The organism is Kitasatospora sp. NPDC088779 (assembly GCF_040685395.1).
Lineage (GTDB): Bacteria > Actinomycetota > Actinomycetes > Streptomycetales > Streptomycetaceae > Kitasatospora.
On record NZ_JBFBHW010000056.1, the window covers coordinates 12534 to 34290 of the forward strand.

Genomic DNA, 21757 nt, shown 5'->3' on the forward strand with positions numbered 1-21757 from the left:
TCCCGGCTCAGGCCCGCTTGAGGGCGGGGGTGTCGACGGGCGCGTCCCACAGCTCCAGCAGCTGCGGGTCGACCTTGGTGAGGGTGAGCGAGAAGCCCGCCATGTCCAGGCTGGTGACGTAGTTGCCGACCAGGCTGCGGGCCACCGTGATGCCGCGCTCGGCGAGCCGGGCGGCGACCTCGCCGTAGGCGATGTACAGCTCCAGCAGGGGGGTCGCGCCGAGGCCGTTGAGCAGGGCGATCACCTCGTCACCCGGGGCCAGGTGGTGGTCGGCGAGGACGGTGTCGACCACCTCGGCGGCCAGCGCGCGGGCCGGGCGCAGCTTCTCGCGGCGGCGGCCGGGCTCGCCGTGGATGCCGACGCCGACCTCGATCTCGTCCTCGGGCAGGTCGAAGCCGGGCTTGCCGGCGGCCGGGGTGGTGGCCGCGGTGAGTGCGATGGCGAAGGAGCGGGAGGCGGCGTTGACCCGCTCGCCCAGGGCGGCCACCTCGTCGAGCGGGGCGCCGCGTTCGGCCAGCGCTCCGGTGGCCTTCTCGACCAGGACGGTCGCCCCGGTGCCGCGGCGGCCGGCCGTCCAGGTGGAGTCCTCGACCGCGACGTCGTCATCGATCAGGACGGTGCGGACCGCGAGGCCCTCCTCGGCGGCGAGTTCGGCGGCGAGCTCGAAGTTCATCACGTCGCCGGTGTAGTTCTTCACGATGAAGACGACGCCGGCGCCGCTCTCCACGGCCTTGGCGGCGGCCAGCATCTGGTCCGGTACCGGGGAGGTGAAGACCTCGCCGGGACAGGCGGCGTCCAGCATGCCGGGGCCGACGAAGCCGCCGTGCAGCGGCTCGTGGCCGGAGCCGCCGCCGGAGATCACCGCGACCTTGGGCCCGGCCGGGCGGGTGGCCCGGGTGATCACCCGGTTGGGGATGTCCACCGTCAGCTCGGGGTGGGCGGCGGCCACTCCGGCCAACGCGTCCTCCAGGACGCTCTCCGGGGTGTTGATCAGCTTCTTCAACGCTCTTCGCTCCCTTGTGCGGGTCGTCGGCCGTGGACGCTGCTGCCCCGACGCTACGCCAGACGGGGGCGGCGGGCACGGGGTGCGACACGCGGGATTCGAGTCACTCTCCCGGAGTAGCGGCGTCGGCCGCGGGGTCGGTCGTAGGGTCGGTCGCATGAGCGAACACGTGGGAATCGTCCTGGTCTCGCACAGCGCCCGACTGGCCGCCGGGCTGCGCGAGCTACTCGCCGAACTCGCCTCGGGCGGCGTGCGGGTGGTGTGCGCGGCGGGGACGGAGGACGGCGGGCTCGGCACCAGCTACGACCTGATCGCGCGGGCCGTCGCCGAGGCGGACGGCGGGGCGGGCGTGGTCGTGCTGCCGGATCTCGGCAGCTCGGTGCTGACCGCCGTCACGGTGCTGGAGGACGAGCCGCGCCCGGGCGTGCGGCTGGTGGACGCGCCGTTCGTGGAGGGCGCGGTGGCGGCCGCCGTCACCGCCTCGACCGGGGCGGCGCTGGCGGAGGTGGTCGCGGCGGCCGAGGAGGCCCGCTCGTTCCGGAAGCTGTGAGGCCGCAGCTGTGAGGCCGTTGTGGCGAGGCCGTCATGGTGAAGCCGTCGTGGCGAGGCCGCGGTCGTGAAGGCCACAGCGGTGATGCCGCGGCCGTGACGCCGGGGCGGCTACTTGGCGTCGGCGTAGCAGTCCACCACCGCCGTGGTGAGCGGGAAGCGGACCGGGGTGTCGCCGAACACCAGGCGGCGGGCCTCGTCGGCCGCCTCGGCGACCGCGGCGGCCACCTCGTCGGCGAGGTTGGCCGGGGTGTGCACGATCACCTCGTCGTGCTGGAAGAACACCAGGTGCGGGCGCTCCGCCGGGCCGGCCACCGGAAGCTCGCCCAGCCGGCGGCGCAGGGCGGCGAGCAGGGCGAGCGCCCAGTCGGCGGCGCTGGCCTGGATGACGAAGTTGCGGGTGAAGCGGCCGCGGGCGCGGGCCTGCCGGCCGCCGGCCTCGCCGGCCGTGTCGGGGGACTCGGTGAGGTCGAGGAACTCGGCGGAGGCGGGCGGGCAGACCCGGCCCAGCCGGGAGGCGACCACCCCGCCGTCCTCGCCGGTGCGGGCGGCGGCCTCGACGTAGCCCATCGCGGCGGGGTAGCGGTGGCGCAGGGTGTTCAGCAGCGGGCCGATGTCGCCGCTGGTCTGCCCGTACATGGCGCCGAGCAGGCCGAGCTTGGCCTTGTCGCGGTCGCCCTGGAAGGCGTTGGCGGCCAGCGCCTCGTACAGGTCGCCGCCGGCGGCGGTGCGGGCCAGCCCGGCGTCCTGGGAGAGGGCGGCGAGCACCCGGGGCTCCAGTTGGGCGGCGTCGGCGACGACCAGCAGCCAGCCCGGGTCGGCGACGACGGCGCGGCGCAGGATGCGCGGGATCTGCAGCGCGCCGCCGCCGCGGCTGGCCCAGCGCCCGGAGACCACGCCGCCGACCACGTACTCGGGCCGGAACCGGCCGCCGCGGGCCCAGGCGTCCTGCCAGGCCCAGCCGTGCGCGGCGTGGATGCGGGACAGCTCCTTGTAGCGGATCAGCAGCGCGGCGGCCGGGTGGGTGACGCCCTTGAGCTCCCAGGAGCGGGTGGAGCCGAGCTGGATGCCGTTCTCGGCGAAGGCGCGCAGCACCTGGGTGTGCGAGTCGGGGTTGAAGGGGCGCCCGCCGAGGGCCTGTTGGAGTTCGGCGGCGAGGTCGGCGAGCAGTCTCGGCTGGGCGCCGGGGACGGTCGGGCGGGGGCCGAGGAGTTCGGTGAGCAGCTGGTCGTGGACGTCGGCGCGCCAGGGCAGCCCGTCGTGCGCCATCTCGGCGGCGACCAGCGCGCCGGCGGACTCGGCGGCGACCAGCAGCCGGAACCGGTGCCGGGCGGCCGGGTCGGCGATCGCGGCGATCCGGCGCTGCTGCTCGGCGTGGACGGCGACGACGGCGGTCAGCGGGTCCGCGCCGGGCGGCAGTTGCAGCCGGTCGGGTGCGAACAGGGTGTCCTGCCCGTCGTCGGCCTCGGCGGAGCCGGGCTCGGGCAGGTCGTCCGGGACGGGCAGGCCGCGCAGCCGGGACCAGGCGGCGCCGAGCGAGCGCGGCGCGCCGAACCGGCCCTCGTGCGCCAGCAGCAGGGCCTCGACCAGGCGCAGGTCGTGGCAGCGGGCGAGCCGGTCGGGCAGCCGGGGCAGCAGCGGCGCGTAGGCGCTGTCGGTGGCGGCCCACACCCAGCGGGGCCCCGGCGCACCGCTTCCGGCGGCCTCCCGGGCGGCGACGGCGGCGGCGAGGTCGGGGACCTTCTCGGGCGGGCCGAGCGGGGTGCCGGCGTCGTCGAGCGGCTGGAGCCGGCCGCCGGGGCCGTGCGGGTCGGGGGCGAGGGCCGTCCTGGGTGCCACGGGGGCGTCTCCTCTCCGGCGCGCTGTTCTGGCGTGCGGGTACGGGCACGGGTGTGCGGTCGTTCGGGTGTCCGGGCTCGACGTTAACGGGTGGGTACGACAACGGGGGCGGGGGCGCATAGGCAGGGTGGGTGACACCGCGTAGGGTCGGCGAAATGACCGAGAACCCGTTCTTCAAGCCCAGCCCCCTGGTCTACGAACTGCCGCCCTTCGCCGAGATCCGGCCGGAGCACTTCCTGCCCGCGTACGAGCGCGGGATGGCGGAGCAGCTGGCCGAGATCGCGGCGATCACCGCGGATCCGCGGCCGCCGACGCCGGACAACACCCTGGTCGCCCTGGAGCGTTCCGGGGAGCTGCTGCGCCGGGTGGACGCGGTGTTCCGCAACCAGTCGGCCTCGGACACCAGCGAGCTGGTCGACGAGGTGGAGACCGAGGTGAGCCCGCTGCTGGCCGCGCACCACGACGCGATCCACCTGGACCGCGCCCTGTTCGCGCGGATCGAGGAGCTGTACGGGCGCCGCGCCGAGCTGGGTCTGGACCCGGAGTCGCTGCGGCTGCTGGAGACCCGGCACACCCGTTTCGTCCGCTCCGGCGCCCGGCTGGGCGAGGCCGAGCAGGCCCGGCTGCGCGAGCTGAACGCCGAACTCGCCGCGCTCGGCACGACGTTCCAGCAGAACGTCAACGCCGCCACCAAGGCCGCCGCGCTGGTCGTGGACGCGGCCGAGGAACTGGACGGGCTGTCCGCGGACGAGGTCGCCGCCGCTGCGGAGAACGCCCGGGTGCTCGGGTACGAGGGCCGGTTCGCGCTGTCCCTGAAGAGCACCTCCGGCCAGCCCGAACTGGCCCGGCTGACCGACCGGTCGGTGCGCGAGCGGCTGCTGGCGGCCTCGCTCGACCGGGGCCTGGCGGCCAACGGCCCGCTGGCGATCAGGATGGCCGGGCTGCGCGCCGAGCGGGCCGCGCTGCTGGGGCACCCGAGCCACGCCGCGTACGTGGTGGAGGACGAGACCGCAGGCACGGTGGAGGCGGTGTCCGGGCTGCTGGCCCGGCTGGTGGGTCCGGCGGTGGCCAATGCCCGCCGGGAGGCCGCCGAGCTGGCCAAACTGGCGGCGGCGGACGGGATCGAGGAGATCGCCGCGCACGACTGGGCGTACTACTCGGAGAAGGTCCGGCAGAGCTCCTACCAGGTGGACGCGGCGGTGCTGCGCCCGTACTTCGAGCTGGAGCGGGTGCTCCGGGACGGCGTGTTCTTCGCGGCGGGGCTGGCGTACGGGCTGACCTTCACCGAGCGGCCGGACCTGACGGCCCACCACCCGGACGCGCGGGTCTTCGAGGTGTTCGAGGAGGACGGCGGTTCGCTGGGCCTGTTCATCGGCGACTTCCACGCCCGGGCGTCCAAGCGCGGCGGTGCCTGGATGGACGAGCTGGTGAGCCAGTCGGGGCTGACCGGTCGGCGGCCGGTGGTGCTCAACAACCTGAACATCGCCCGCCCGGCGCCGGGCGAGCCGGTGCTGCTGGCCTGGGACGAGGTGCGCACGCTCTTCCACGAGTTCGGGCACGCGCTGCACGGGCTGTTCTCGGACGTGCGGTACCCGCTGTTCGCGGGCACCTCGGTGCCCCGGGACTTCGTCGAGTTCCCCTCGCAGGTCAACGAGATGTGGATGGTCCGGCCGGAGGTGCTGGCCAACTACGCGCGCCACCACGTGACCGGGGAGCCGCTGCCGGCCGATCTGGTCGAGCGGATGGTGGCGGCCGAGGGCTTCGGGGAGGGCTTCCGGACGGTGGAGTACCTCGCGGCGACGCTGCTGGACTGGGCCTGGCACACCGTGCCGCAGGGCCGGGAGATCGCGGACGCCGAGGAGTTCGAGGCACGGGCGCTGGCGGAGGCCGGGATCGCGGTGCCGGCGATCCCGCCGCGCTACCGGACGGCGTACTTCCAGCACGTCTTCGCCAGCGGCTACAGCGCCGGGTACTACGCGTACATCTGGTCGGAGGTGCTGGACGCCGACACCGTGCAGTGGTTCGAGGGCAACGGGCGCGCGGTGCGGGAGAGCGGCGAGCTGTTCCGGCGCGAGCTGCTGGCGCGCGGCTACGGCCGGGACCCGCTGGAGTCCTTCCGCGCGGTGGTCGGCCGGGCGCCGGAGACCGGTCCGCTGCTGGCGCGGCGGGGCCTGCTCTAGGCGCCTCCCGGGCGGCCCCGGTGGCGGTCAGCGCGGTGTGACCGTGACCGTCACCGGGGTGCCCGGGCGGGCGTGCGGGAGGCGGATCCGGACGGTGCCGGCCCGCCCGCCGGCCGGCTGCTCGACGTCGACGCGGGCGGCGGCGGGGGTGGCGGTGACCTCGGCGCCGTGCGGGAACGCCGCCGGGGGCAGGACGAGTTCGCTGCCGTGCCGGGTGCCGTCGGCGCTCCAGCGGACGGTGGCGGCGTCGGTGCGCACGTCCGTCCCGGCGACGGCCGCCGGGTACGGGCCGAAGGCGGGCTCGTCGCCGGGGGCGGGGCGCCCGGCCGGGTCGAGCGCGCAGTAGCCGCCGGTGCCGCGGCACCAGTACCACATGGTCCAGCCCTCGGCGAAGCCGTCCATCGCGGCGACCTGCCGGCGGACCAGCAGGGTGTTGCCCGGCCTGCGGGAGTCGGGCGGGCCCCATTCGCCGACCAGGACGGGCAGGCGGTGGGCGGCGGGGTAGGCGGTGACGGCGGCGGTGTAGCGCTCGACGAAGCCGTCGGCCGGGTCCCAGTCGGCGCCGTTCTCGACCGCGGTGTCGTAGAAGTGCGGTGCGTAGCCGAGCCGGGGCGGGCCGGGGCGCGGGTCGTCGAAGCCGGGCAGCCGGGTGGGCACGCCCTGGCCGACCAGGACGGTGGGTTCGACGAGCAGCCAGGCGCGATGGTCGACCCGGCGCACGGCGGCGATCAGGCGGCGGTACATGTCGGCGAGCCGGCCCTGTTCGAGGGCGGCGGAGGCGGTGGCGAGCACGGCCGGGTCGCTCGGGTCGCCGTCCACCGGGCCGAACGGCTCGTTGAACAGGTCGTAGCCCAGCAGCGAGCGGTGGCCGCGCAGTTCGAGGGCGAGCCGGGTGTAGAAGTCGGCCTGCCAGGCGCGCAGGTCGGGGTCGTCGTAGAGGTGGCGGAAGGCGGCCTGGACGGCGGGCTGGAAGTAGCCGGCGAACCAGTCGTTCGGGTCGGGGGTGAACGGCAGGCCGTCGTCCCGGGTGGCCCAGGGCGGGATGCCGCGGTCGCCGCCGCCGAACGCCGGCCCGTAGACGTCCTGGTGCAGGTCGATCAGGGCGAGCAGGCCGTACCGGTCGGCCCAGCCGAGGAGTTGGCGCAGCCGGTGCAGTTCGGCCGGGTCGAGGCGGCCGCGGACGGGCTCCAGCCTGTTCCAGGAGACCGCCACCCGGATCAGGGTGAAGCCCTGTGCGGCCAGGGACTTGAGGTCGGCCTCGGTGGTCTCGGCGTACTTGTCGAGGTTGAAGCCGCGCAGTTGGAGGCGGCGGCCCTGGGCGTCGGTGAAGGCGGTGCGGCCGTCGGGGCCGGTGGCCGTCGCGGTGGGGAACCGCGCGGGCGGGCCGGTGTGCGCGGCGGCGGGGGTGGCGGGGGCCGCGGTGAGGGCCGTGGTGGCGGCGAGCAGCAGGGCGGCGGCGGTGCGGCGCAGGCGCATCGGGACCTCGTACGGCGCGGGGGTGGGGGCCCGATGATGCCCGCGGTACCGCGTGTCGCACAAGGGCCTTGCGCGGAAGGGGAGTTCAGTCGGCGTCCGGGGTCGAGGCCGGGGTCGGGGCCGGGGTGGCGGGGGTGGGCAGGTCCGCGGCGGCGGCCAGGCGGCCCCAGAGCAGGTCGGCGAGCGCCTGCACCATGCGGGTGCGTGAGCAGGGTCTGGTCTCCAGCCACCAGTCGCCGGCCGCCAGCACCATGCCGGTGATGCCCCGACCCCAGGCCTCGGCGAGCAGCTCGCGGTCCGCGCCGAGGTCGACCTGGCTCTGCACGGCCCGGGTGATCTCTGCGGCGATCTGCCGCAGCGCGGGGGCGAGCGCGGTGCCGGCGCCGCTCGGGTCGCCCGGTTCGGGGTGGGTGAGCAGCCGGTAGACCTGCGGGCGGGCCTCGATCCCGGCCAGGTAGGTGTCCAGGACGTGTTCGACCCGGTCGCGGCGCTCCAGCGGTGCGGCGAGGGCGGCCCGGACGGCGGCCAGCAGGCCGCCGGTGTGGCGCTCGGTGAGGGCTGTGATCAGGCCGTTCCGGTCGCCGAAGTGGCGGTAGAGGATCGGTTTGGTGATGCCGGCCTCGGCGGCGATGGCGTTCATGCTGGCGGTCGGGCCGTCCCGCTGGATGACCCGGTCGGCGGCGTTGAGCAGCTGCTCGCGGCGGGGCTCTCGGGACATGTGCTGCTCCTCGGGGTCGGGGTCTGACCGGGCGTTGACACCAGTTACCAATCAGTAGCAGACTCCGACGATGTTACCCGAGGTAACCCCCCTGGTCGGCCGTACCCCTTCTTCGGAGGCAAGCACCATGAGCAGCACGTTCTCGCTGGACCCGGGCGCGGACCAGCTCGCCGTACGCGACTGGCTGCACGGCTTCGCCGCCGACGTCGTCCGCCCCGCCGCGGCCGAGTGGGACGAGCGCGAGGAGACCCCCTGGCCGATCATCCAGGAGGCCGCCAAGCTGGGCATCTACTCGCTGGACTTCTACGCCCAGCAGTACTTCGACCCCTCCGGCGTCGGCATCCCGATCGCCATGGAGGAGCTGTTCTGGGGCGACGCGGGCATCGGGCTGTCCATCGTCGGCACCACGCTGGCCGCCGTCGCGGTGCTCGCCAACGGCACCGACGAGCAGATCGGCACCTGGACCCCGCAGATGTTCGGCACCCCGGACGACCTCAAGGTGGCCGCGTTCTGCTCCTCCGAGCCCGACGCCGGCTCCGACGTCTCCGCGCTGCGCACCCGGGCGGTGTACGACGGGGCCAAGGACGAGTGGGTGCTCAACGGCACCAAGACCTGGGCCACCAACGGCGGGATCGCCGCCGTCCACGTCGTCGTCGCCACCGTCGACCCGGAGCTGGGGGCGAAGGGCCAGGCCTCCTTCGTCGTCCCGCCGGGCACCCCCGGACTGAGCCAGGGCCAGAAGTTCAAGAAGCACGGCATCCGCGCCTCGCACACCGCAGAGGTGGTGCTGGACGACGTCCGGGTGCCCGGCAGCTGCCTGCTCGGCGGCAAGGAGAAGCTGGACGAGCGGCTGGCCCGGGCCCGCGAGGGGGTCAAGCGCCCGGGGGGCAGGGGCAACGCGGCGATGGCCACCTTCGAGGCCTCCCGGCCGGCCGTCGGCGCGCAGGCGATCGGCATCGCCCGGGCCGCGTACGAGGTGGCGCTGGACTACGCGAGGACCCGCGAGCAGTTCGGCCGCCCGATCATCGACAACCAGGGCGTGGCCTTCCAGCTCGCCGACATGAAGACCCGGATCGACGCCTCCCGCCTGCTGGTGTGGCGGGCCTCCTGGATGGCGGCCAACAACCAGCCGTTCACCGCGGCCGAGGGCTCGATGTCCAAGCTGTACGCGGGCGAGACGGCCAAGTGGGTCACCGCGCAGGCGATGCAGATCCTCGGCGGCAACGGCTTCACCCGGGAGTACCCGGTGGAGCGGATGCACCGGGACAGCGCGATCTACTCGATCTTCGAGGGGACCAGCGAGATCCAGCGGCTGGTGATCGCGCGGGCGATCTCGGGGATGCCGATCCGCTGAGCCCGTCGAGCCCGTCGAGCCTGCTGAGCCCGCTGGGCTACCGGGCTGTCGGGCCGGCGGCCCGTCGGGCTACCGGGCCGCCCAGAAGGCGAGTCCGGCGGTGAGCGCGCCCACCGCCGCGCCGACGATGGTCTGCGCGGTGGTGTGGTCCCGCAGCACCACCCGGGACCAGCCGATCGCCGCGACCAGCGGGGCGAGCAGCAGCCACAGCGGGCCGAGCGCGATCCCGAGGCAGACCACCGCGCCGGCGGCGACGGCGGTGTGCACGGAGACCTTCCACCAGACGGTGATCACCAGGATCGGGACCAGCGAGGCGAACATCGCCAGCACCATCGCGGTCAGGTCGGCCGGGGCGTCCAGCCAGAGCATCACGGCGAAGCTGGTCGCGACCGAGCCCATGATGAACGGGATGACGGTCAGCCGGCGCTGCCGATGGCCGACGTGGCGGTCCTCCAGGGTGCCCTTGCGGATGCCGCGCTGGATGAACATGGTCGGGATGACGGCCGCGAACAGGGCCGCGAAGGCCGCCCAGCCGAGGCCCGTCCAGCCGTAGCGGATGACGCCCATCAGCGGGAGCATCGCGATGATGACGTTCTTCGGCTCGACGCCGTCGGTGACCCGGCGGGCCCAGGTCGTCCGGCTGGTGGGGGCGGTCGTGGCCTCGGTCGTCATCGGGGTGTGTGCTCCGGGTGCGCAAAGGGGTCGGCGTGAAGGGGCGGTGCGAGGGATCGGCGTGACGGGTCGGCGTGACGGGGGCGTCAGGGCGGGGGCGTCGGGACGGCCCGGCACCGATCGGATGATCGTACGCGAGCCCGTCCTCGCGGCCGGTGCCCGGACCCGGGGCCCGGTCCCGGTCGGAGTCGACGTCCGGTCCCGGTCGAAGTCGACGTCCGGACCTGGCGCCCGGCCCCGGTCAGAACCGCGCCGGGCGGCCCTCCAGGAAAGCGGCCAGCCCCTCGGACACGTCCGAGGTCTCCCGGGAACGGCGCTCCCAGGGCGCCAGCGCCTGTGCCGCCCGCTCGGCCGGGACGGCCAGCGCGGCCTTCACCGCGCCGATGGTCTGGGCCGAGCGCCGGGTCAGCAGCCGGGCGAACTCCAGTGCCGCGGCGTCCAGTTCGGCACCCGGCAGGACGCGCTCCGCCAGGCCCAGCGGCAGCGCGTCGCGGCCCGTCACCAACTCGCCGGAGAACAGCAGGTACTTGGCGCGGGCCGGGCCGACCAGCCGGGCCAGCCGCACGGTCGGTACCGCCGGGTAGACCACGCCGAGCTTGGCCGGGGTGATCCCCAGCCGGGCGTCCTCGGCGACGAACCGCAGGTCGCACGCGACGGCCAGCTGGCAGCCGCCGCCCACGCAGGCGCCCTGCACCACGGCGACGGTCGGGTGCGGGAAGGCCGCCAGCGCCTCCTCGGCGGCGACGTTGACCGCGTGGTAGGCGTCCGCGTGCTCCGGATCGCCGTACACCTCGGCGAGTTCGGCGATGTCCGCGCCCGCGCTGAAGGTGCCGCCGGCGCCGGTGACCAGCAGGGCGCGCACCCCCGGCTGCTCGGCGAGGCGCAGCAGCACCTTCGGCAGCGCCTGCCAGATCTCCAGGGTCACCGCGTTGCGCCGGTGCGGTCGGGCGAACTCCAGGACGGCGACGCCGTCCTCGCCGACGTACGCGTGCAGGCCCTCGGCGTGGGCTGGCAGGGCGGAGCGGTCCCGCGTGAGCAGCGGCTGGTCCATGCGCACCTCCGGGCGGTCGTGGTGCGCCCACTCTCTCAGGAGGCGACGGCGCAGTAGTCTCCGAGGCCGCCCTCGACCAGGGCGAAGGCGCGCGCGGCTCGGTCGAGGGCGCCGGGCAGGGCGGCCGCGGCGCGTTCGCCGGTCAGCATCCGGCGCTGGTTCTCGGTGGTCAGGGCCAGTCGGGCGGCGAGCAGTTGGGCGGCGGCGATCTGTGCGGTGAGCTCGTCGTGGGCCGGGTCCTGGGCGAGGAGTTCGGTGGTCAGCAGGCCCTGCGCGTGCCGGCCGAAGCCGGCGGTGGCGCGCATCGCCAGGGCCGGTGTGCGGTGGATCAGCCGGACCACGTCGAGCACGAGCGGTTCGTTGCTCAACCCGGTGGCCGGGTCGTGCTGCTCCAGCGCGGCGAGGTACTGCTCGCGCAGCGCCGCCACCGCCGAGGTGCCGGGGGCGCGTTCGCGGACCACCCGGGCCGGCTCGTCGAGGTGCTGCTCCATGGGGGCCATGACCAGGTCTTCCTTGGTGGGGAAGTAGTTGAAGACGGTCATCTTGGACACCTCGGCGGCGGCCGCGATCTCGGCCACCGAGACCTGGTCGAAGTCCCGCTCGGCGAACAGCCCGATGGCGGTGCGCCAGATCCGGATGCCGGTCTGGATCTTCTTGCGCTCGCGCAGCGGAAGGGCGTCGAGGTCGCGGTCGTCGTCGGGGCTGAAGCCGGTGTGCGTCGCCATGGTTCGACTGTACCAGGATCAAAGATCGACCAGGATAAAGATTGAGCCGAGCTTAAGAATTGACCAGGTATAAAAAAACTGCCATGGTGAGGACGTGCCGCCGGCCGCACCGGCCCGGCCCGAACTCCACCGACCCTGGGGGGACTTACCGATGGCACCCGCTGCCCTGATGACACCGGCCCAGCGCAACCTGGGCATGCTGCTCTGCCTGGTCACGATCGTGCTGGCCGTGCTCGACATGAACATCGTGTCCGCGGCCACCGTGCCGATCGTCCGGGAGCTCGACCCCGTCCACGGCATCGACCGACTGCCCTGGCTGATCAGCTCGTTCGCTCTCGCCGCGACCGCGCTGCTGCCGCTCTACGGCAAGCTCTGCGACCTGTACGGCGCCAAGCGCGTGCTGCTCGGCGCGGTCGGCACCTTCCTGGTCGGCTCGGCGCTCTGCGGGTTCGCGCAGTCGATGGGCCAGCTGATCGCCTTCCGGGCCGTCCAGGGCATCGGCGGCGGCGGGCTGATGAGCGTCACCATGGTGGTCATCGCCCACCTCAAGGACCCGGCCGAGCGCGGCAGCGGCAAGGGCGGCGCGATGGGCGGGGTCGTCGCGGGCATCGGCATGGCGGTCGGCCCGCTGATCGGGGCGCTGTTCACCGACCACCTCAGCTGGCGCTGGATCTTCTACATCAACCTGCCGCTCGGCCTGCTCGTCCTGGTCGGCACCGCCCTGGTGATCAAGCTGCCGCCGGCGGCCGGCCGCCGCAGCCTGGACTTCCTCGGTGCGGCCCTCGCCGCCGCCTTCGCGACCGGGCTGCTGCTGGTCACCGAGTGGGGCGGCAAGGACTACGCCTGGACCTCCCCGGTGATCCTCGGGCTCGTCGCCGCCACCCTGGCCGCGCTCGGCCTCTTCGTGTGGCGCCAGGCCACCGCCGCCGAGCCGGTGCTGCCGCTGTCGCTGTTCCGGATCAGCGTGGTGCGCCTCGGCTTCGCGATCCAGGGCCTGGTCGGGATGGGCATGACCGGCTCGATCGTCTACGTGATGCTCTACCTGCAGATCGCCCGCGGCATCGACCCCACCTCGGCCAGCCTCTACCTGATCCCGATGGCGGGCGGGATGACGGCGGTCGGCCTGCTGGCCGGCCGGCTCACCGCCCGCGGCCACGCGGAGCGCACCTTCCTGGTGGCCGGCGCGGGCTGTGCGGCGATCGCCCTGCTCCTGCTCGGCCTCAGCGGCCCGACCACCGGGCTCTGGGCGGTCTGCGGCGAACTCGTCCTGCTGGGCTTCGGGATGGGCCAGCTGATCGGCCAGCTGGTCACGGTGGTGCAGGAGTCCGTCCCCCGGCACCAGCTCGGCGTCGCGACCACCGGGATCCGCTTCTTCCAGACCCTCGGCAGTGCGCTCGGCGCGGCGCTCTTCGGCACCGTGCTGGCCCGGGCCTTCGCGGACGGCGAGCCCGGCCTGCCGCTCGGCGCCGTCCGGACGCTCGGCGGCGCGGCCCGCGAGCACGCGCTGCGCAGCTTCACGGACGCGGTCGACGTGGTGTTCCTGTCGGCCGGCGGCCTGCTGGTGCTGGTCCTGCTGCTCGCGCTGCGGGTGCCCAGGACGGTGGCGGCGGCGGAGCCGCCGGTGCTGGCGGCCTGAGGGGCCTGAGCGGCCTGAGGGGCTGGGGCCCGGGGGCGACGGCCCGGGGAGCGGCGGGGTCCGGTGGGACACGGGGGTGTCCACCGGACCCCGCCGCGTCCGGTCAGGCCCCGGGCGTCCACTCCGGGGCCAGGATCGACCAGATCTGCTTGTCGTGGCGGACCCCGTTGTGCGGGTACCACTCGCGCAGGGTGCCGTCCAGGGTCATGCCGACCCGCTCGGCGACGGCCCGGCTGCGGGCGTTGCCGGCGGAGCACCACCACTCGGCGCGGTGCAGGCCGCGGGTGGTGAAGGCGTAGTCGAGCAGCCGCCGGACGCCGGCGGTGATCAGTCCGCCGCCCTCGCCGGCGGGCTCGGTCCAGGCGCCGATCTCGCAGACGCCGCTCTGGGCGTTGAAGCTCACGAACATCACGCCGCCGACCAGCGTGCCGTCCCGCCAGATGCCGTAGATCCGGCCGCTGTCGGCGGCCTGCTGGTCGGCGTAGCGCTGGAGGGTGGCGCGGGCGGAGTCGAGGTCGGTGGAGCGGGTGGCCCAGGGGATCCACGGGTCGGTGTGGGCGCGGGCGCGGTCGATGTGGGCCAGGAACTCGGTCGCCTGCCACGGCTCCAGCGGGCGCAGTTCGGCGTTCTCGGCGAGCGGTACGGCAAACATGGGCTGGCCTTTCACGGGATGCACGGTTCACGGGATGCACGGTTCACGGGATGCGCGGTGTGCTGGGAACCATACATAACAAACGTTTGGTATGTACGATGACCCCCATGACACCGGCCCGTGGAGACCATGACGCCCGCCGCCTGGAAGTGTCCGAGGGCGTGTGGCGGGTGCTCTCCAGTCGCGGCTTCGAAGGGCTGACCCTGCGTGCCGTGGCCACCGAACTGGGCGCCTCCACCGGCCTGTTGACGCACTACTTCCCCAACAAACGGGCCCTGCTGAGCCACGCGCTGGACGAGCTCGACCGGCGCTCCGGCTCCCGGCCCCGGCGCACCGCCCCCGCCGACGGCACCCCGCCGCCGCCCCCCGGACTGGCCCGGCTGCGGGCCGCGCTGCTCGACGTCCTGCCGCTGGACGGGGCGGCGGTGGCCGGCAACCGGATCTGGGTCGGCTCCTGGGACGTCGCCCTGTCGGACCCCGCGCTCGCGGCCGCGCACGCGGGTCGCTACGCCCGCTCGCGCGAGGCCCTCGCGGTGCACGTCGCGGACGCTCAGCGGCTCGGGGAGCTCCCGGCCGGGGCCGACGCCGCCGCGCTCGCGACCGCCGCGCAGGCCTTCGCGCTCGGCCTGGTGGTGCAGGTGCTGTTCGCCCCGGCGGAGTTCCCGCCCGAGCGGCAGACCGCTCTGCTGGACGCCTACCTGGCCGGGCTCGCCACCGCCGGCTGACTCGCCACCGCCGGCAGGCTCGCCACCACCGGCCGAGCGGCTGGCTGGGTTCGCGATCACGGGCCGGGCGGCCGGCCGGGTTCGCGACCGAGCGGTTCCCGGCCGGGTCGGTGGGGCGGATCGTCCCCGGGGCGTGATTCGCCCGGAATTTCGGTTGTTCGGGTCTTCTCCCGCATCCGGTCCGTAGTGGCGGTCATCCGGATCGGCCGGTTATCGCAGTGGCCATGACACGGATAGTCACGGGTTAGGTGCGGTGGGTACGGGCAATCGGGCGGCGTGCGGACGGGATTTCCGGGAGCCCGTGGCGGCCGGGCAATGCGGCCGCCGGCCTGGCGGCCTGCGGGAATGGCGAGGTGGTGCCCCCAGCAGGATTCGAACCTGCGACCTACCGCTTAGAAGGCGGGTGCTCTATCCGCTGAGCTATGGGGGCGGGACGGGCTGCGCCCGGGCGGGCGTGACCGTGGCCGGGTCGGGCGACGAGCGCTGGGGGCGCGCGTGTCCGGCCCCGTACCGTGAGGGTGGGGGTGGGGGTCGGTGGGCCCTCGCCCTGTCGGGGACAGGATAAGGGTGCCCAGTTCCTCGGCCGAGTGTGACGACACCGCCGTTGGTGTGTCGGTTCGGTGGAGCGGTCCGATAATCGCAGGTGAACGCCGTGAGTGCAGCGGTCTGGGAGTGTTCCGAGCCGGACGTTGTGCAGTCGTTACGGGGCTGCCGCCCCACCCGTTATGGATTCGGCACGGAGAATGTGTCGTCACCGGTGCGGGTGGGGGGCCGTATTCGGCTTCCTCCGGTCGGATGACGTGCGCGGACGGTCGGCCGGCGCTGTTCCGGGGCGTGTCGGTTGGGGGCGACGAGCAGTCGGTTTGTTGTCATGGCCGCGATGAGATGGGCGCGAAGAGGTGCCGAAAGGCCGAAATTCACCCCTGCGAGTGACGTCGGTTTTCCGAGGCATCGAGTTGTCCACAGGATTTCAGAACTCTCTGGCGGGGATTTCCCGCGAAGCACACTCTCAACGCGCGCCGGTCGATTCCGTACGGTGCATCGGCGAGAACGGAGAGTGCGCTGTGAACGAGATGCAGGTGACGATCGTCGGCATTGTCGCGACGGAGGTGACCTACGGCGAAACGGGCAGCGGGGTGCCGATGGCCAAGTTCCGGCTCGGCTGCACCGAGCGCCGGTACGACCGGCAGCGCGAGTGCTGGGCGGACGGCGAGACGCAGTGGCTGACGGTGACGGCCTGGCGGGGGCTCGCGGTCAACCTGATCGGTTCGCTCGCCAAGGGGGATCCGGTGCTGGTGAGTGGTCGGCTGCGGCTGCGGGAGTGGATCGACGGCGAGGTGAAGCGCACCGGGGCCGAGATCGACGCCCGATCGGTCGGACACGACCTCACCCGTGGTACCTCGGCGTTCCGTTGGGCGGCGGGGGTGCGCGGGCAGCCGCCGGGCGCCGCCGGGCCGGCCGGGGCGCAGGCCGGCGGAGGGGTGGTGCCGGGGTGGATCGCCGACGCGCTGGAGGCGCGGAAGGCCTCGGCGGTGGCCTCGGCGCCGCGCCCGCCGGAGCCCCCGCCGCCGGTGCGGCCGGTGTCGGGTGGGGTGTCGGAGGCGGAGGCGGGGGAGCGGGGGCGGGTGGCCGAGGGGGAGCGGGGAGGTGGCGAGCAGGCTGCGCTGATCTGACGGGTCGATGACCTTAACTGTCGACAAATATGTTGATCGAGACTGTTGTTGCTCCCGCACGCGCAATCTCGCCCGGATAACGAAAAGTCGCGAGGAGATTCTGGCTGATCGTCAGCTTGTGTCGAAACTGAGGGGGTTGATAACGATCCAGATACGGAATCGTCCTGATTTCGCATGGGGGTTTCGGGGCCTGCGGGGCTCAATAGGATTCGTCTGGTTCATACCCGCAGCAGCGCCACAGGGGGCGCGCGCGGCACGGCAAGTCGGCGGGCTGTCCATCGGTGCGGCCCGGCCCGGAGGGATCCCAGATGTTCCAGAGGCAGGCGCGGAGTCTCCCCCGCATAACCACTGTCATGCTCACGACCAGCCTGGTGTTGGGCGGGGGCCTGTTCGCGGCCGGTGCGGCGGCCGCGGCGGACACCCCGGGTGCGGGCGTCAAGGCCGTCCTCCAGAACACGATGTTGGGCGAGAAGATCGACGTCGAGGGCAAGGGGACCGTCGACGGCGGTCTGTTCACCCTCAAGACGTCCAACGGCGAGATCCAGACCTACTGCATCGACTTCGACAACCCGGTCTACCTGGACAGCGCAGCGAAGTACCAGGAGTCGGACTGGAAGTCGAGCTCCCTCGGCGGCAAGAACAAGGTCGAGGCGGCCTCCAAGATCCGCTGGATCCTGGAGAACTCCTACCCGCAGGTCAAGGACCTGACGGCGCTCGGCAAGACCGTCGGCGTCGACGGCCTGACCGCCGAGGACGCCGCCGCGGGCACCCAGGCCGCGATCTGGAAGTTCTCGGACAACAAGAACGCCACCCCGCGCAACGCCAAGGCCAAGAAGCTGCGCGACTACCTGCTCGGCGACGCCAACAAGGGCATCGCCGCCGAGCCCAACCCCTCGTTGACCCTCAACCCGGACTCCGTCTCCGGCAAGTCCGGCAACAAGCTCGGCCCCTTCACCCTCAAGTCCAGCGCGGCCGAGGTGAAGCTCACCGTCACCGGTGACGCCGCCGACAAGGTCAAGGTGGTGGACAAGGACGGCAAGCCGGTCGGCGCCACCCTGACCGGTCCGATCAAGGACACCCAGCTGTTCCTGGACGTGCCGGCCGGCACCCCGGACGGCTCGGTCGCCCTCGCCGCCGCCGCCGACACCGTCGTGCCCAGCGGCCGGGTCTTCCTCAGCGAGGGCTACGACCCGAAGCGGCACAGCCAGAGCATGATCCTGGCCGGTTCCAGCAAGCTCAGCGTCTCCGCCGGCGCCAAGGCCACCTGGAAGCAGGGCGCGGGCGCGCTGGTCGACAGCACCGCCCAGGTCGAGTGCGAGAACAACGGCGTGCGCGTCACCGTCACCAACGGCGGTGACGAGGCCGCCACCGTCACGGTCAAGCCGGGCAAGCAGCTGACCGTCCAGCCGGGCAAGACCGAGAACGTGCTCGTCCCGGTCGCCGAGAAGGCCGCCTACGACATCAACGTCACCGGCCCGAACGGCTTCGCCAAGGAGTTCAAGGGCGTCCTGGACTGCAAGACCGGCGTGACCCCGCCGACCTCCGGCCCGTCGACCCCGGCCGCGACCGGCACCCCGAGCACCGCCCCGAGCACCGCCCCGACCGGCACCCCGAGTGGCACCCCGAGCCAGGCCGGCACCCCGTCGGCCGGTGCCAGCACCGCCGCCGGCGCGCACCCGAGCCCGGCCGCGACCAGCTCCGCCCCGGGCACCGGTGGCCTGGCCCAGACCGGTGCCAGTGACTCGACCCCGATCCTCGCCGCCGTCGCCGGTGGCCTGGTCCTGGCCGGTGGCGCCGCGGTCTTCGTCCTGCGCCGCCGTGGCCGCCACGGTCGCACCGCCGCCTGAACCGCCCCGCAGGCCCGGAGGCGCTGACCTCCTGAGGCCCTGACGGCACCCGGCCCGGCCCCCGCACCCGCTGCGGGGGCCGGGCCTTCGCCGTTCAACCCCGCGCTGCGGATACCCCCGTGGGGCACACCGGGCGTTCGGGGCTCCCGGCCGGGTGCGGCACAATGGAAGGCTGCAAGCCGAATACTCCCGACGACGCCGGAGCGATCTCACGTGGCGGAATACATCTACACGATGCGCAAGGTGCGCAAGGCGCACGGAGACAAGGTCATCCTTGACGACGTGACGCTCAGCTTCCTCCCCGGGGCGAAGATCGGCGTCGTGGGCCCCAACGGCGCGGGCAAGTCCACCGTGCTGAAGATGATGGCCGGCCTGGAGCACCCCTCCAACGGCGACGCCTTCCTCTCGCCCGGTTTCACCGTCGGCATGCTGCTCCAGGAGCCGCCGCTCGACGAGACCAAGACCGTCCTGGAGAACGTCGAGGACGGCGTCAAGGAGATCAAGGGGAAGCTCAACCGCTTCAACGAGATCGCCGAGCTGATGGCGACCGACTACTCGGACGCCCTGCTGGACGAGATGGGCAAGCTCCAGGAGGACCTGGACCACGCCAACGCGTGGGACCTGGAGGCCCAGCTGGAGCAGGCCATGGACGCGCTGGGCTGCCCGCCCGGCGACTGGCCGGTCACCAAGCTCTCCGGTGGCGAGAAGCGCCGCGTGGCGCTCTGCAAGCTGCTGCTGGAGTCCCCCGACCTGCTGCTCCTCGACGAGCCCACCAACCACCTGGACGCCGAGTCGGTGAACTGGCTGGAGCAGCACCTGGCCAAGTACCCCGGCACCGTCGTCGCCGTCACCCACGACCGGTACTTCCTGGACAACGTGGCCGGCTGGATCCTGGAGCTCGACCGCGGCCGCGCCATCGGCTACGAGGGCAACTACTCCACCTACCTGGAGTCCAAGCAGTCCCGCCTCAAGGTCGAGGGCCAGAAGGACGCCAAGCGCGCCAAGCGGCTCCGCGAGGAGCTGGAGTGGGTCCGCTCCAACGCCAAGGGCCGCCAGGCGAAGTCCAAGGCCCGTCTGGCCCGCTACGAGGAGATGGCGGCCGAGGCGGACAAGATGCGGAAGCTGGACTTCGAGGAGATCCAGATCCCGCCGGGCCCGCGTCTGGGCAGCATCGTCATCGAGGTGGAGAACCTCTCCAAGGCCTTCGGCGAGAAGATCCTGATCGACGACCTCAGCTTCACCCTGCCGCGCAACGGCATCGTCGGCATCATCGGCCCCAACGGCGCCGGCAAGACCACGCTGTTCAAGATGCTCCAGGACATGGAGACCCCGGACTCCGGCGTGGTCAAGGTCGGCGAGACCGTCAAGATCAGCTACGTCGACCAGAGCCGTGCCAACATCGACCCGAAGAAGACCCTCTGGGAGGTCGTCTCCGACGGTCTGGACTGGATCAACGTCGGCCAGGTCGAGATGCCGTCCCGCGCCTACGTGTCGGCCTTCGGCTTCAAGGGCCCGGACCAGCAGAAGCCGGCCGGCGTGCTGTCCGGCGGTGAGCGCAACCGCCTGAACCTGGCGCTCACCCTCAAGCAGGGCGGCAACCTGCTGCTCCTCGACGAGCCCACCAACGACCTCGACGTCGAGACGCTCTCCTCGCTGGAGAACGCCCTGCTGGAGTTCCCCGGCTGCGCCGTGGTCATCTCCCACGACCGCTGGTTCCTGGACCGGGTGGCCACCCACATCCTCGCCTACGAGGGCGAGAGCAAGTGGTTCTGGTTCGAGGGCAACTTCGAGTCGTACGAGAAGAACAAGATCGAGCGGCTCGGCGCCGACGCGGCCCGCCCGCACCGGGCCACGTACAAGAAGCTGACCCGCGGCTGACACCCAGCCGTCACGGCGGCCCGGCAGACTGCCCCTCGGGGCGGCCTGCCGGCCGCCGGCCCGCCGCCACCGCACGGCGGCGGGCGACCGGACGTCGAGGAGAACACCTGTGGCCCGCCACATCTACGCCTGCCCGCTGCGCTGGTCCGACATGGACGCGTTCGGCCACGTCAACAACGTGGTCTTCCTGCGCTACCTGGAGGAGGCCCGGATCGACTTCATGTTCACCCAGGCCGCCGAGGCCGGGGCGGGGGAGTTCGCGGGCGGCTCGGTGGTGGCCCGCCACGAGATCGACTACAAGCGCCCGCTGGTGCACCGGCCGGAGCCGGTCACCGTCGAGACCAGGGTGACCCGCATCGGCGGCGCCTCGCTGACCGTGTCCTACGAGATCAAGGACGTCGCCGAGGACGGCACCGAGACGGTGTACGTCCAGGCGTCCACCGTGGTCGTGCCCTACGACCTGGCGGAGGGCCGGCCGCGCCGGATCTCGCCCGTGGAGCGGGAGTTCCTGTCCCGCTTCATGGACGAGGAGCCCGCCGTAGTCGCCGCCTGAGCACCCACCTCCGACGATTCGAGCTGACCCGCGTTGACCATCACCGCCCGCCTCGCCCTCACCGACGCCGGGGAGGCCGCCGACCTCTCCGCGTTCCTGCTGCGCCTGCTGCGCTTCGACAGGGCGGCGGCCGTCCGGTTGCAGGCGGTGGCCCCGGCCGGGGAGGACGGCGTGCTGGCGGTCTTCGGCCGGCTGCCGCTGGGCGGTTCGGGCGCGCTGGCGATCCGCACCGCCCGGCTGACCGGGCCGGCCGAGCCGACCGATCTGACGGTCTCGGCGGGCCAGCTGCTGGACGGCGTGGACGCCGGGACGGGTGCCGTCGAGCTGCCCGCCCCGGTGACCGGACCGGCCTGGGCCGGGCTGCTGCCGCCGCGCACCGGCTGGCGGCCGGTCGGGGCGCCGCCGGCGGCCGAGGTGTACCCGGAACTGATGGCCGGGGTGCGGGAGTTCCGTGAGCGCAGCGAGGCCGTCCCGGCGCACCACCGCGGCCGTGCGGTGCTGGACGCGCTGGCCGACGAGATCTGGTCCCGCCCGGTCTCCGTGCTGCCGGAGCTGCCGCTGCGGGCGGTGCACGCGGCGTACGTGATCGGCTTCCTGAAGCCCGGGGCCCCGCTCACCGTGCACCGGGCGGGCGGCTGGCTGCGGCTGAGCGCCCCGGCCGGTTCGGTGGCGGTCCGGACGGCGGCCGCGCCCGGCGCGGGGCTGGGGCTCAGCGCGCTCCGGTAACCCAGCCCGGGGCTCAGCGCGCTCCGGTAACCCAGCCCGGGGCTCAGCCCGATCCGGTGACCGGGCCCGGCCCGGGGCTCAGCCCGGGGTGTTGATCATCGAGGCGGCGGCGTAGGTGAGGTATTCCCAGAGCTGCTGCTCGGCCTCGGCCGGCAGGGCCAGGTCGTCCACGGCGGCCCGCATGTTCCTGAGCCAGGCGTCGTGCGCGGCGCGGTCGACCTTGAACGGCACGTGCCGCATCCGCAGCCGGGGGTGGCCGCGCTGCTCGCTGTAGGTGCGCGGGCCGCCCCAGTACTGCATCAGGAACAGGGCCATCCGCTCCTCGGCCGGGCCGAGGTCCTCCTCGGGGTACATCGGCCGGAGCAACTCGTCCTCGGCGACGCCCTGGTAGAACCGGTGGACCAGTCGCCGGAAGGTCGGTTCGCCGCCGACCTGGTCGAAGAAGGTCTCCTCGCTGAACGTTCCTCGCCGGATCTCTTTCACCCGACCATGGTCGCAGA

19 protein-coding genes and 1 tRNA gene are annotated in these 21757 nt (G+C 73.5%); 10 read left to right on the plus strand and 10 right to left on the minus strand.

What is annotated here, in order from left to right; genetic code table 11:
• Positions 1–7: 7 nt before the first annotated feature.
• Entirely contained in the window at positions 8–1003 is a 996-nt protein-coding gene (gene dhaK / locus AB0P03_RS34405; RefSeq protein WP_363588584.1) for a dihydroxyacetone kinase subunit DhaK, read from the minus strand.
• Between the two features lie 157 nt (positions 1004–1160).
• Between dhaK and dhaM the strand changes: the two genes are divergently transcribed.
• Positions 1161–1553 (plus strand): dihydroxyacetone kinase phosphoryl donor subunit DhaM, encoded by a 393-nt coding sequence (gene dhaM, locus AB0P03_RS34410; protein WP_363588586.1) that lies wholly within the window; start codon positions 1161–1163, stop codon positions 1551–1553.
• 110 nt (positions 1554–1663) lie between these two features.
• On the opposite strand, the gene AB0P03_RS34415 is transcribed toward dhaM, so the two are convergent.
• Complete coding sequence (locus tag AB0P03_RS34415) at positions 1664–3391, minus strand: bifunctional 3'-5' exonuclease/DNA polymerase (RefSeq protein ID WP_363618829.1); 1728 nt, start codon at positions 3389–3391, stop codon at positions 1664–1666.
• Between the two features lie 155 nt (positions 3392–3546).
• Here AB0P03_RS34415 and AB0P03_RS34420 point away from each other — a divergent pair, with 155 nt between their 5' ends.
• The gene (locus AB0P03_RS34420) at positions 3547–5571 is read left to right on the plus strand and encodes a M3 family metallopeptidase (RefSeq protein ID WP_363588590.1); all 2025 of its coding nucleotides are present in this window, start codon (positions 3547–3549) and stop codon (positions 5569–5571) included.
• Between the two features lie 27 nt (positions 5572–5598).
• Here the strand turns inward: AB0P03_RS34420 and AB0P03_RS34425 are convergent, their stop codons facing one another.
• Positions 5599–7047 (minus strand): cellulase family glycosylhydrolase, encoded by a 1449-nt coding sequence (locus AB0P03_RS34425; protein ID WP_363588592.1) that lies wholly within the window; start codon positions 7045–7047, stop codon positions 5599–5601.
• An 85-nt stretch (positions 7048–7132) separates the two neighbouring features.
• Complete coding sequence (locus AB0P03_RS34430) at positions 7133–7765, minus strand: TetR/AcrR family transcriptional regulator (protein WP_363588594.1); 633 nt, start codon at positions 7763–7765, stop codon at positions 7133–7135.
• 127 nt (positions 7766–7892) lie between these two features.
• Between AB0P03_RS34430 and AB0P03_RS34435 the strand changes: the two genes are divergently transcribed.
• On the plus strand, positions 7893–9119 hold the full coding sequence (locus AB0P03_RS34435; RefSeq protein WP_363588595.1) for an acyl-CoA dehydrogenase family protein: 1227 nt from the start codon (positions 7893–7895) through the stop codon (positions 9117–9119).
• Between the two features lie 69 nt (positions 9120–9188).
• Here AB0P03_RS34435 and AB0P03_RS34440 read toward each other — a convergent pair whose 3' ends face one another.
• From AB0P03_RS34440 to AB0P03_RS34450, 3 genes are all read right to left on the minus strand, one after another.
• Entirely contained in the window at positions 9189–9791 is a 603-nt protein-coding gene (locus AB0P03_RS34440; RefSeq protein ID WP_363588597.1) for a hypothetical protein, read from the minus strand.
• Between the two features lie 241 nt (positions 9792–10032).
• Positions 10033–10842: an enoyl-CoA hydratase/isomerase family protein gene (locus AB0P03_RS34445; RefSeq protein ID WP_363588599.1), complete on the minus strand. Its 810-nt coding sequence runs from the start codon at positions 10840–10842 to the stop codon at positions 10033–10035.
• A 35-nt stretch (positions 10843–10877) separates the two neighbouring features.
• Positions 10878–11567, minus strand: coding sequence for a TetR family transcriptional regulator (locus AB0P03_RS34450; RefSeq protein WP_363588601.1), 690 nt, complete (start codon positions 11565–11567; stop codon positions 10878–10880).
• Between the two features lie 151 nt (positions 11568–11718).
• On the opposite strand from AB0P03_RS34450, the gene AB0P03_RS34455 reads away from it, so the two are divergent.
• Entirely contained in the window at positions 11719–13203 is a 1485-nt protein-coding gene (locus tag AB0P03_RS34455) for an MFS transporter (protein ID WP_363588603.1), read from the plus strand.
• A 103-nt stretch (positions 13204–13306) separates the two neighbouring features.
• On the opposite strand, the gene AB0P03_RS34460 is transcribed toward AB0P03_RS34455, so the two are convergent.
• On the minus strand, positions 13307–13855 hold the full coding sequence (locus tag AB0P03_RS34460) for a GNAT family protein (RefSeq protein WP_363588605.1): 549 nt from the start codon (positions 13853–13855) through the stop codon (positions 13307–13309).
• A gap of 107 nt (positions 13856–13962) precedes the next feature.
• Between AB0P03_RS34460 and AB0P03_RS34465 the strand changes: the two genes are divergently transcribed.
• Positions 13963–14580, plus strand: coding sequence for a TetR/AcrR family transcriptional regulator (locus AB0P03_RS34465; protein ID WP_363632517.1), 618 nt, complete (start codon positions 13963–13965; stop codon positions 14578–14580).
• Between the two features lie 354 nt (positions 14581–14934).
• Here AB0P03_RS34465 and AB0P03_RS34470 read toward each other — a convergent pair.
• Positions 14935–15010, minus strand: a tRNA-Arg gene (locus tag AB0P03_RS34470).
• A 643-nt stretch (positions 15011–15653) separates the two neighbouring features.
• Between AB0P03_RS34470 and AB0P03_RS34475 the strand changes: the two genes are divergently transcribed.
• From AB0P03_RS34475 to AB0P03_RS34495, 5 genes are all read left to right on the plus strand, one after another.
• Positions 15654–16253, plus strand: a complete 600-nt coding sequence (locus AB0P03_RS34475; protein WP_363632539.1) for a single-stranded DNA-binding protein — start codon at positions 15654–15656, stop codon at positions 16251–16253.
• Between the two features lie 353 nt (positions 16254–16606).
• Positions 16607–18100 carry a Cys-Gln thioester bond-forming surface protein gene (locus tag AB0P03_RS34480; protein ID WP_363632518.1) on the plus strand — a complete coding sequence of 498 codons (1494 nt, stop codon included), beginning with the start codon at positions 16607–16609 and terminating at the stop codon, positions 18098–18100.
• A 213-nt stretch (positions 18101–18313) separates the two neighbouring features.
• Entirely contained in the window at positions 18314–19978 is a 1665-nt protein-coding gene (gene ettA / locus AB0P03_RS34485; RefSeq protein ID WP_079135893.1) for an energy-dependent translational throttle protein EttA, read from the plus strand.
• A gap of 109 nt (positions 19979–20087) precedes the next feature.
• Positions 20088–20531 (plus strand): thioesterase family protein, encoded by a 444-nt coding sequence (locus AB0P03_RS34490; RefSeq protein WP_063349408.1) that lies wholly within the window; start codon positions 20088–20090, stop codon positions 20529–20531.
• Between the two features lie 33 nt (positions 20532–20564).
• Complete coding sequence (locus tag AB0P03_RS34495; RefSeq protein WP_363632519.1) at positions 20565–21257, plus strand: hypothetical protein; 693 nt, start codon at positions 20565–20567, stop codon at positions 21255–21257.
• Positions 21258–21335: 78 nt separating this feature from the next.
• On the opposite strand, the gene AB0P03_RS34500 is transcribed toward AB0P03_RS34495, so the two are convergent.
• Entirely contained in the window at positions 21336–21740 is a 405-nt protein-coding gene (locus tag AB0P03_RS34500) for a globin (protein ID WP_363588615.1), read from the minus strand.
• Positions 21741–21757: the final 17 nt, after the last annotated feature.

Bases quoted from the DNA above. Each gene is read 5' to 3' on its own strand.
- dhaM (WP_363588586.1), top strand. From the start codon at position 1,161: ATGAGCGAACACGTGGGAATCGTCCTGGTCTCGCACAGCGCCCGACTG.
- AB0P03_RS34420 (WP_363588590.1), top strand. From the start codon at position 3,547: ATGACCGAGAACCCGTTCTTCAAGCCCAGCCCCCTGGTCTACGAACTG.
- AB0P03_RS34425 (WP_363588592.1), bottom strand. From the start codon at position 7,047: ATGCGCCTGCGCCGCACCGCCGCCGCCCTGCTGCTCGCCGCCACCACG.
- AB0P03_RS34430 (WP_363588594.1), bottom strand. From the start codon at position 7,765: ATGTCCCGAGAGCCCCGCCGCGAGCAGCTGCTCAACGCCGCCGACCGG.
- AB0P03_RS34435 (WP_363588595.1), top strand. From the start codon at position 7,893: ATGAGCAGCACGTTCTCGCTGGACCCGGGCGCGGACCAGCTCGCCGTA.
- AB0P03_RS34440 (WP_363588597.1), bottom strand. From the start codon at position 9,791: ATGACGACCGAGGCCACGACCGCCCCCACCAGCCGGACGACCTGGGCC.
- AB0P03_RS34445 (WP_363588599.1), bottom strand. From the start codon at position 10,842: ATGGACCAGCCGCTGCTCACGCGGGACCGCTCCGCCCTGCCAGCCCAC.
- AB0P03_RS34450 (WP_363588601.1), bottom strand. From the start codon at position 11,567: ATGGCGACGCACACCGGCTTCAGCCCCGACGACGACCGCGACCTCGAC.
- AB0P03_RS34455 (WP_363588603.1), top strand. From the start codon at position 11,719: ATGGCACCCGCTGCCCTGATGACACCGGCCCAGCGCAACCTGGGCATG.
- AB0P03_RS34460 (WP_363588605.1), bottom strand. From the start codon at position 13,855: ATGTTTGCCGTACCGCTCGCCGAGAACGCCGAACTGCGCCCGCTGGAG.
- AB0P03_RS34465 (WP_363632517.1), top strand. From the start codon at position 13,963: ATGACACCGGCCCGTGGAGACCATGACGCCCGCCGCCTGGAAGTGTCC.
- AB0P03_RS34475 (WP_363632539.1), top strand. From the start codon at position 15,654: ATGCAGGTGACGATCGTCGGCATTGTCGCGACGGAGGTGACCTACGGC.
- AB0P03_RS34480 (WP_363632518.1), top strand. From the start codon at position 16,607: ATGCTCACGACCAGCCTGGTGTTGGGCGGGGGCCTGTTCGCGGCCGGT.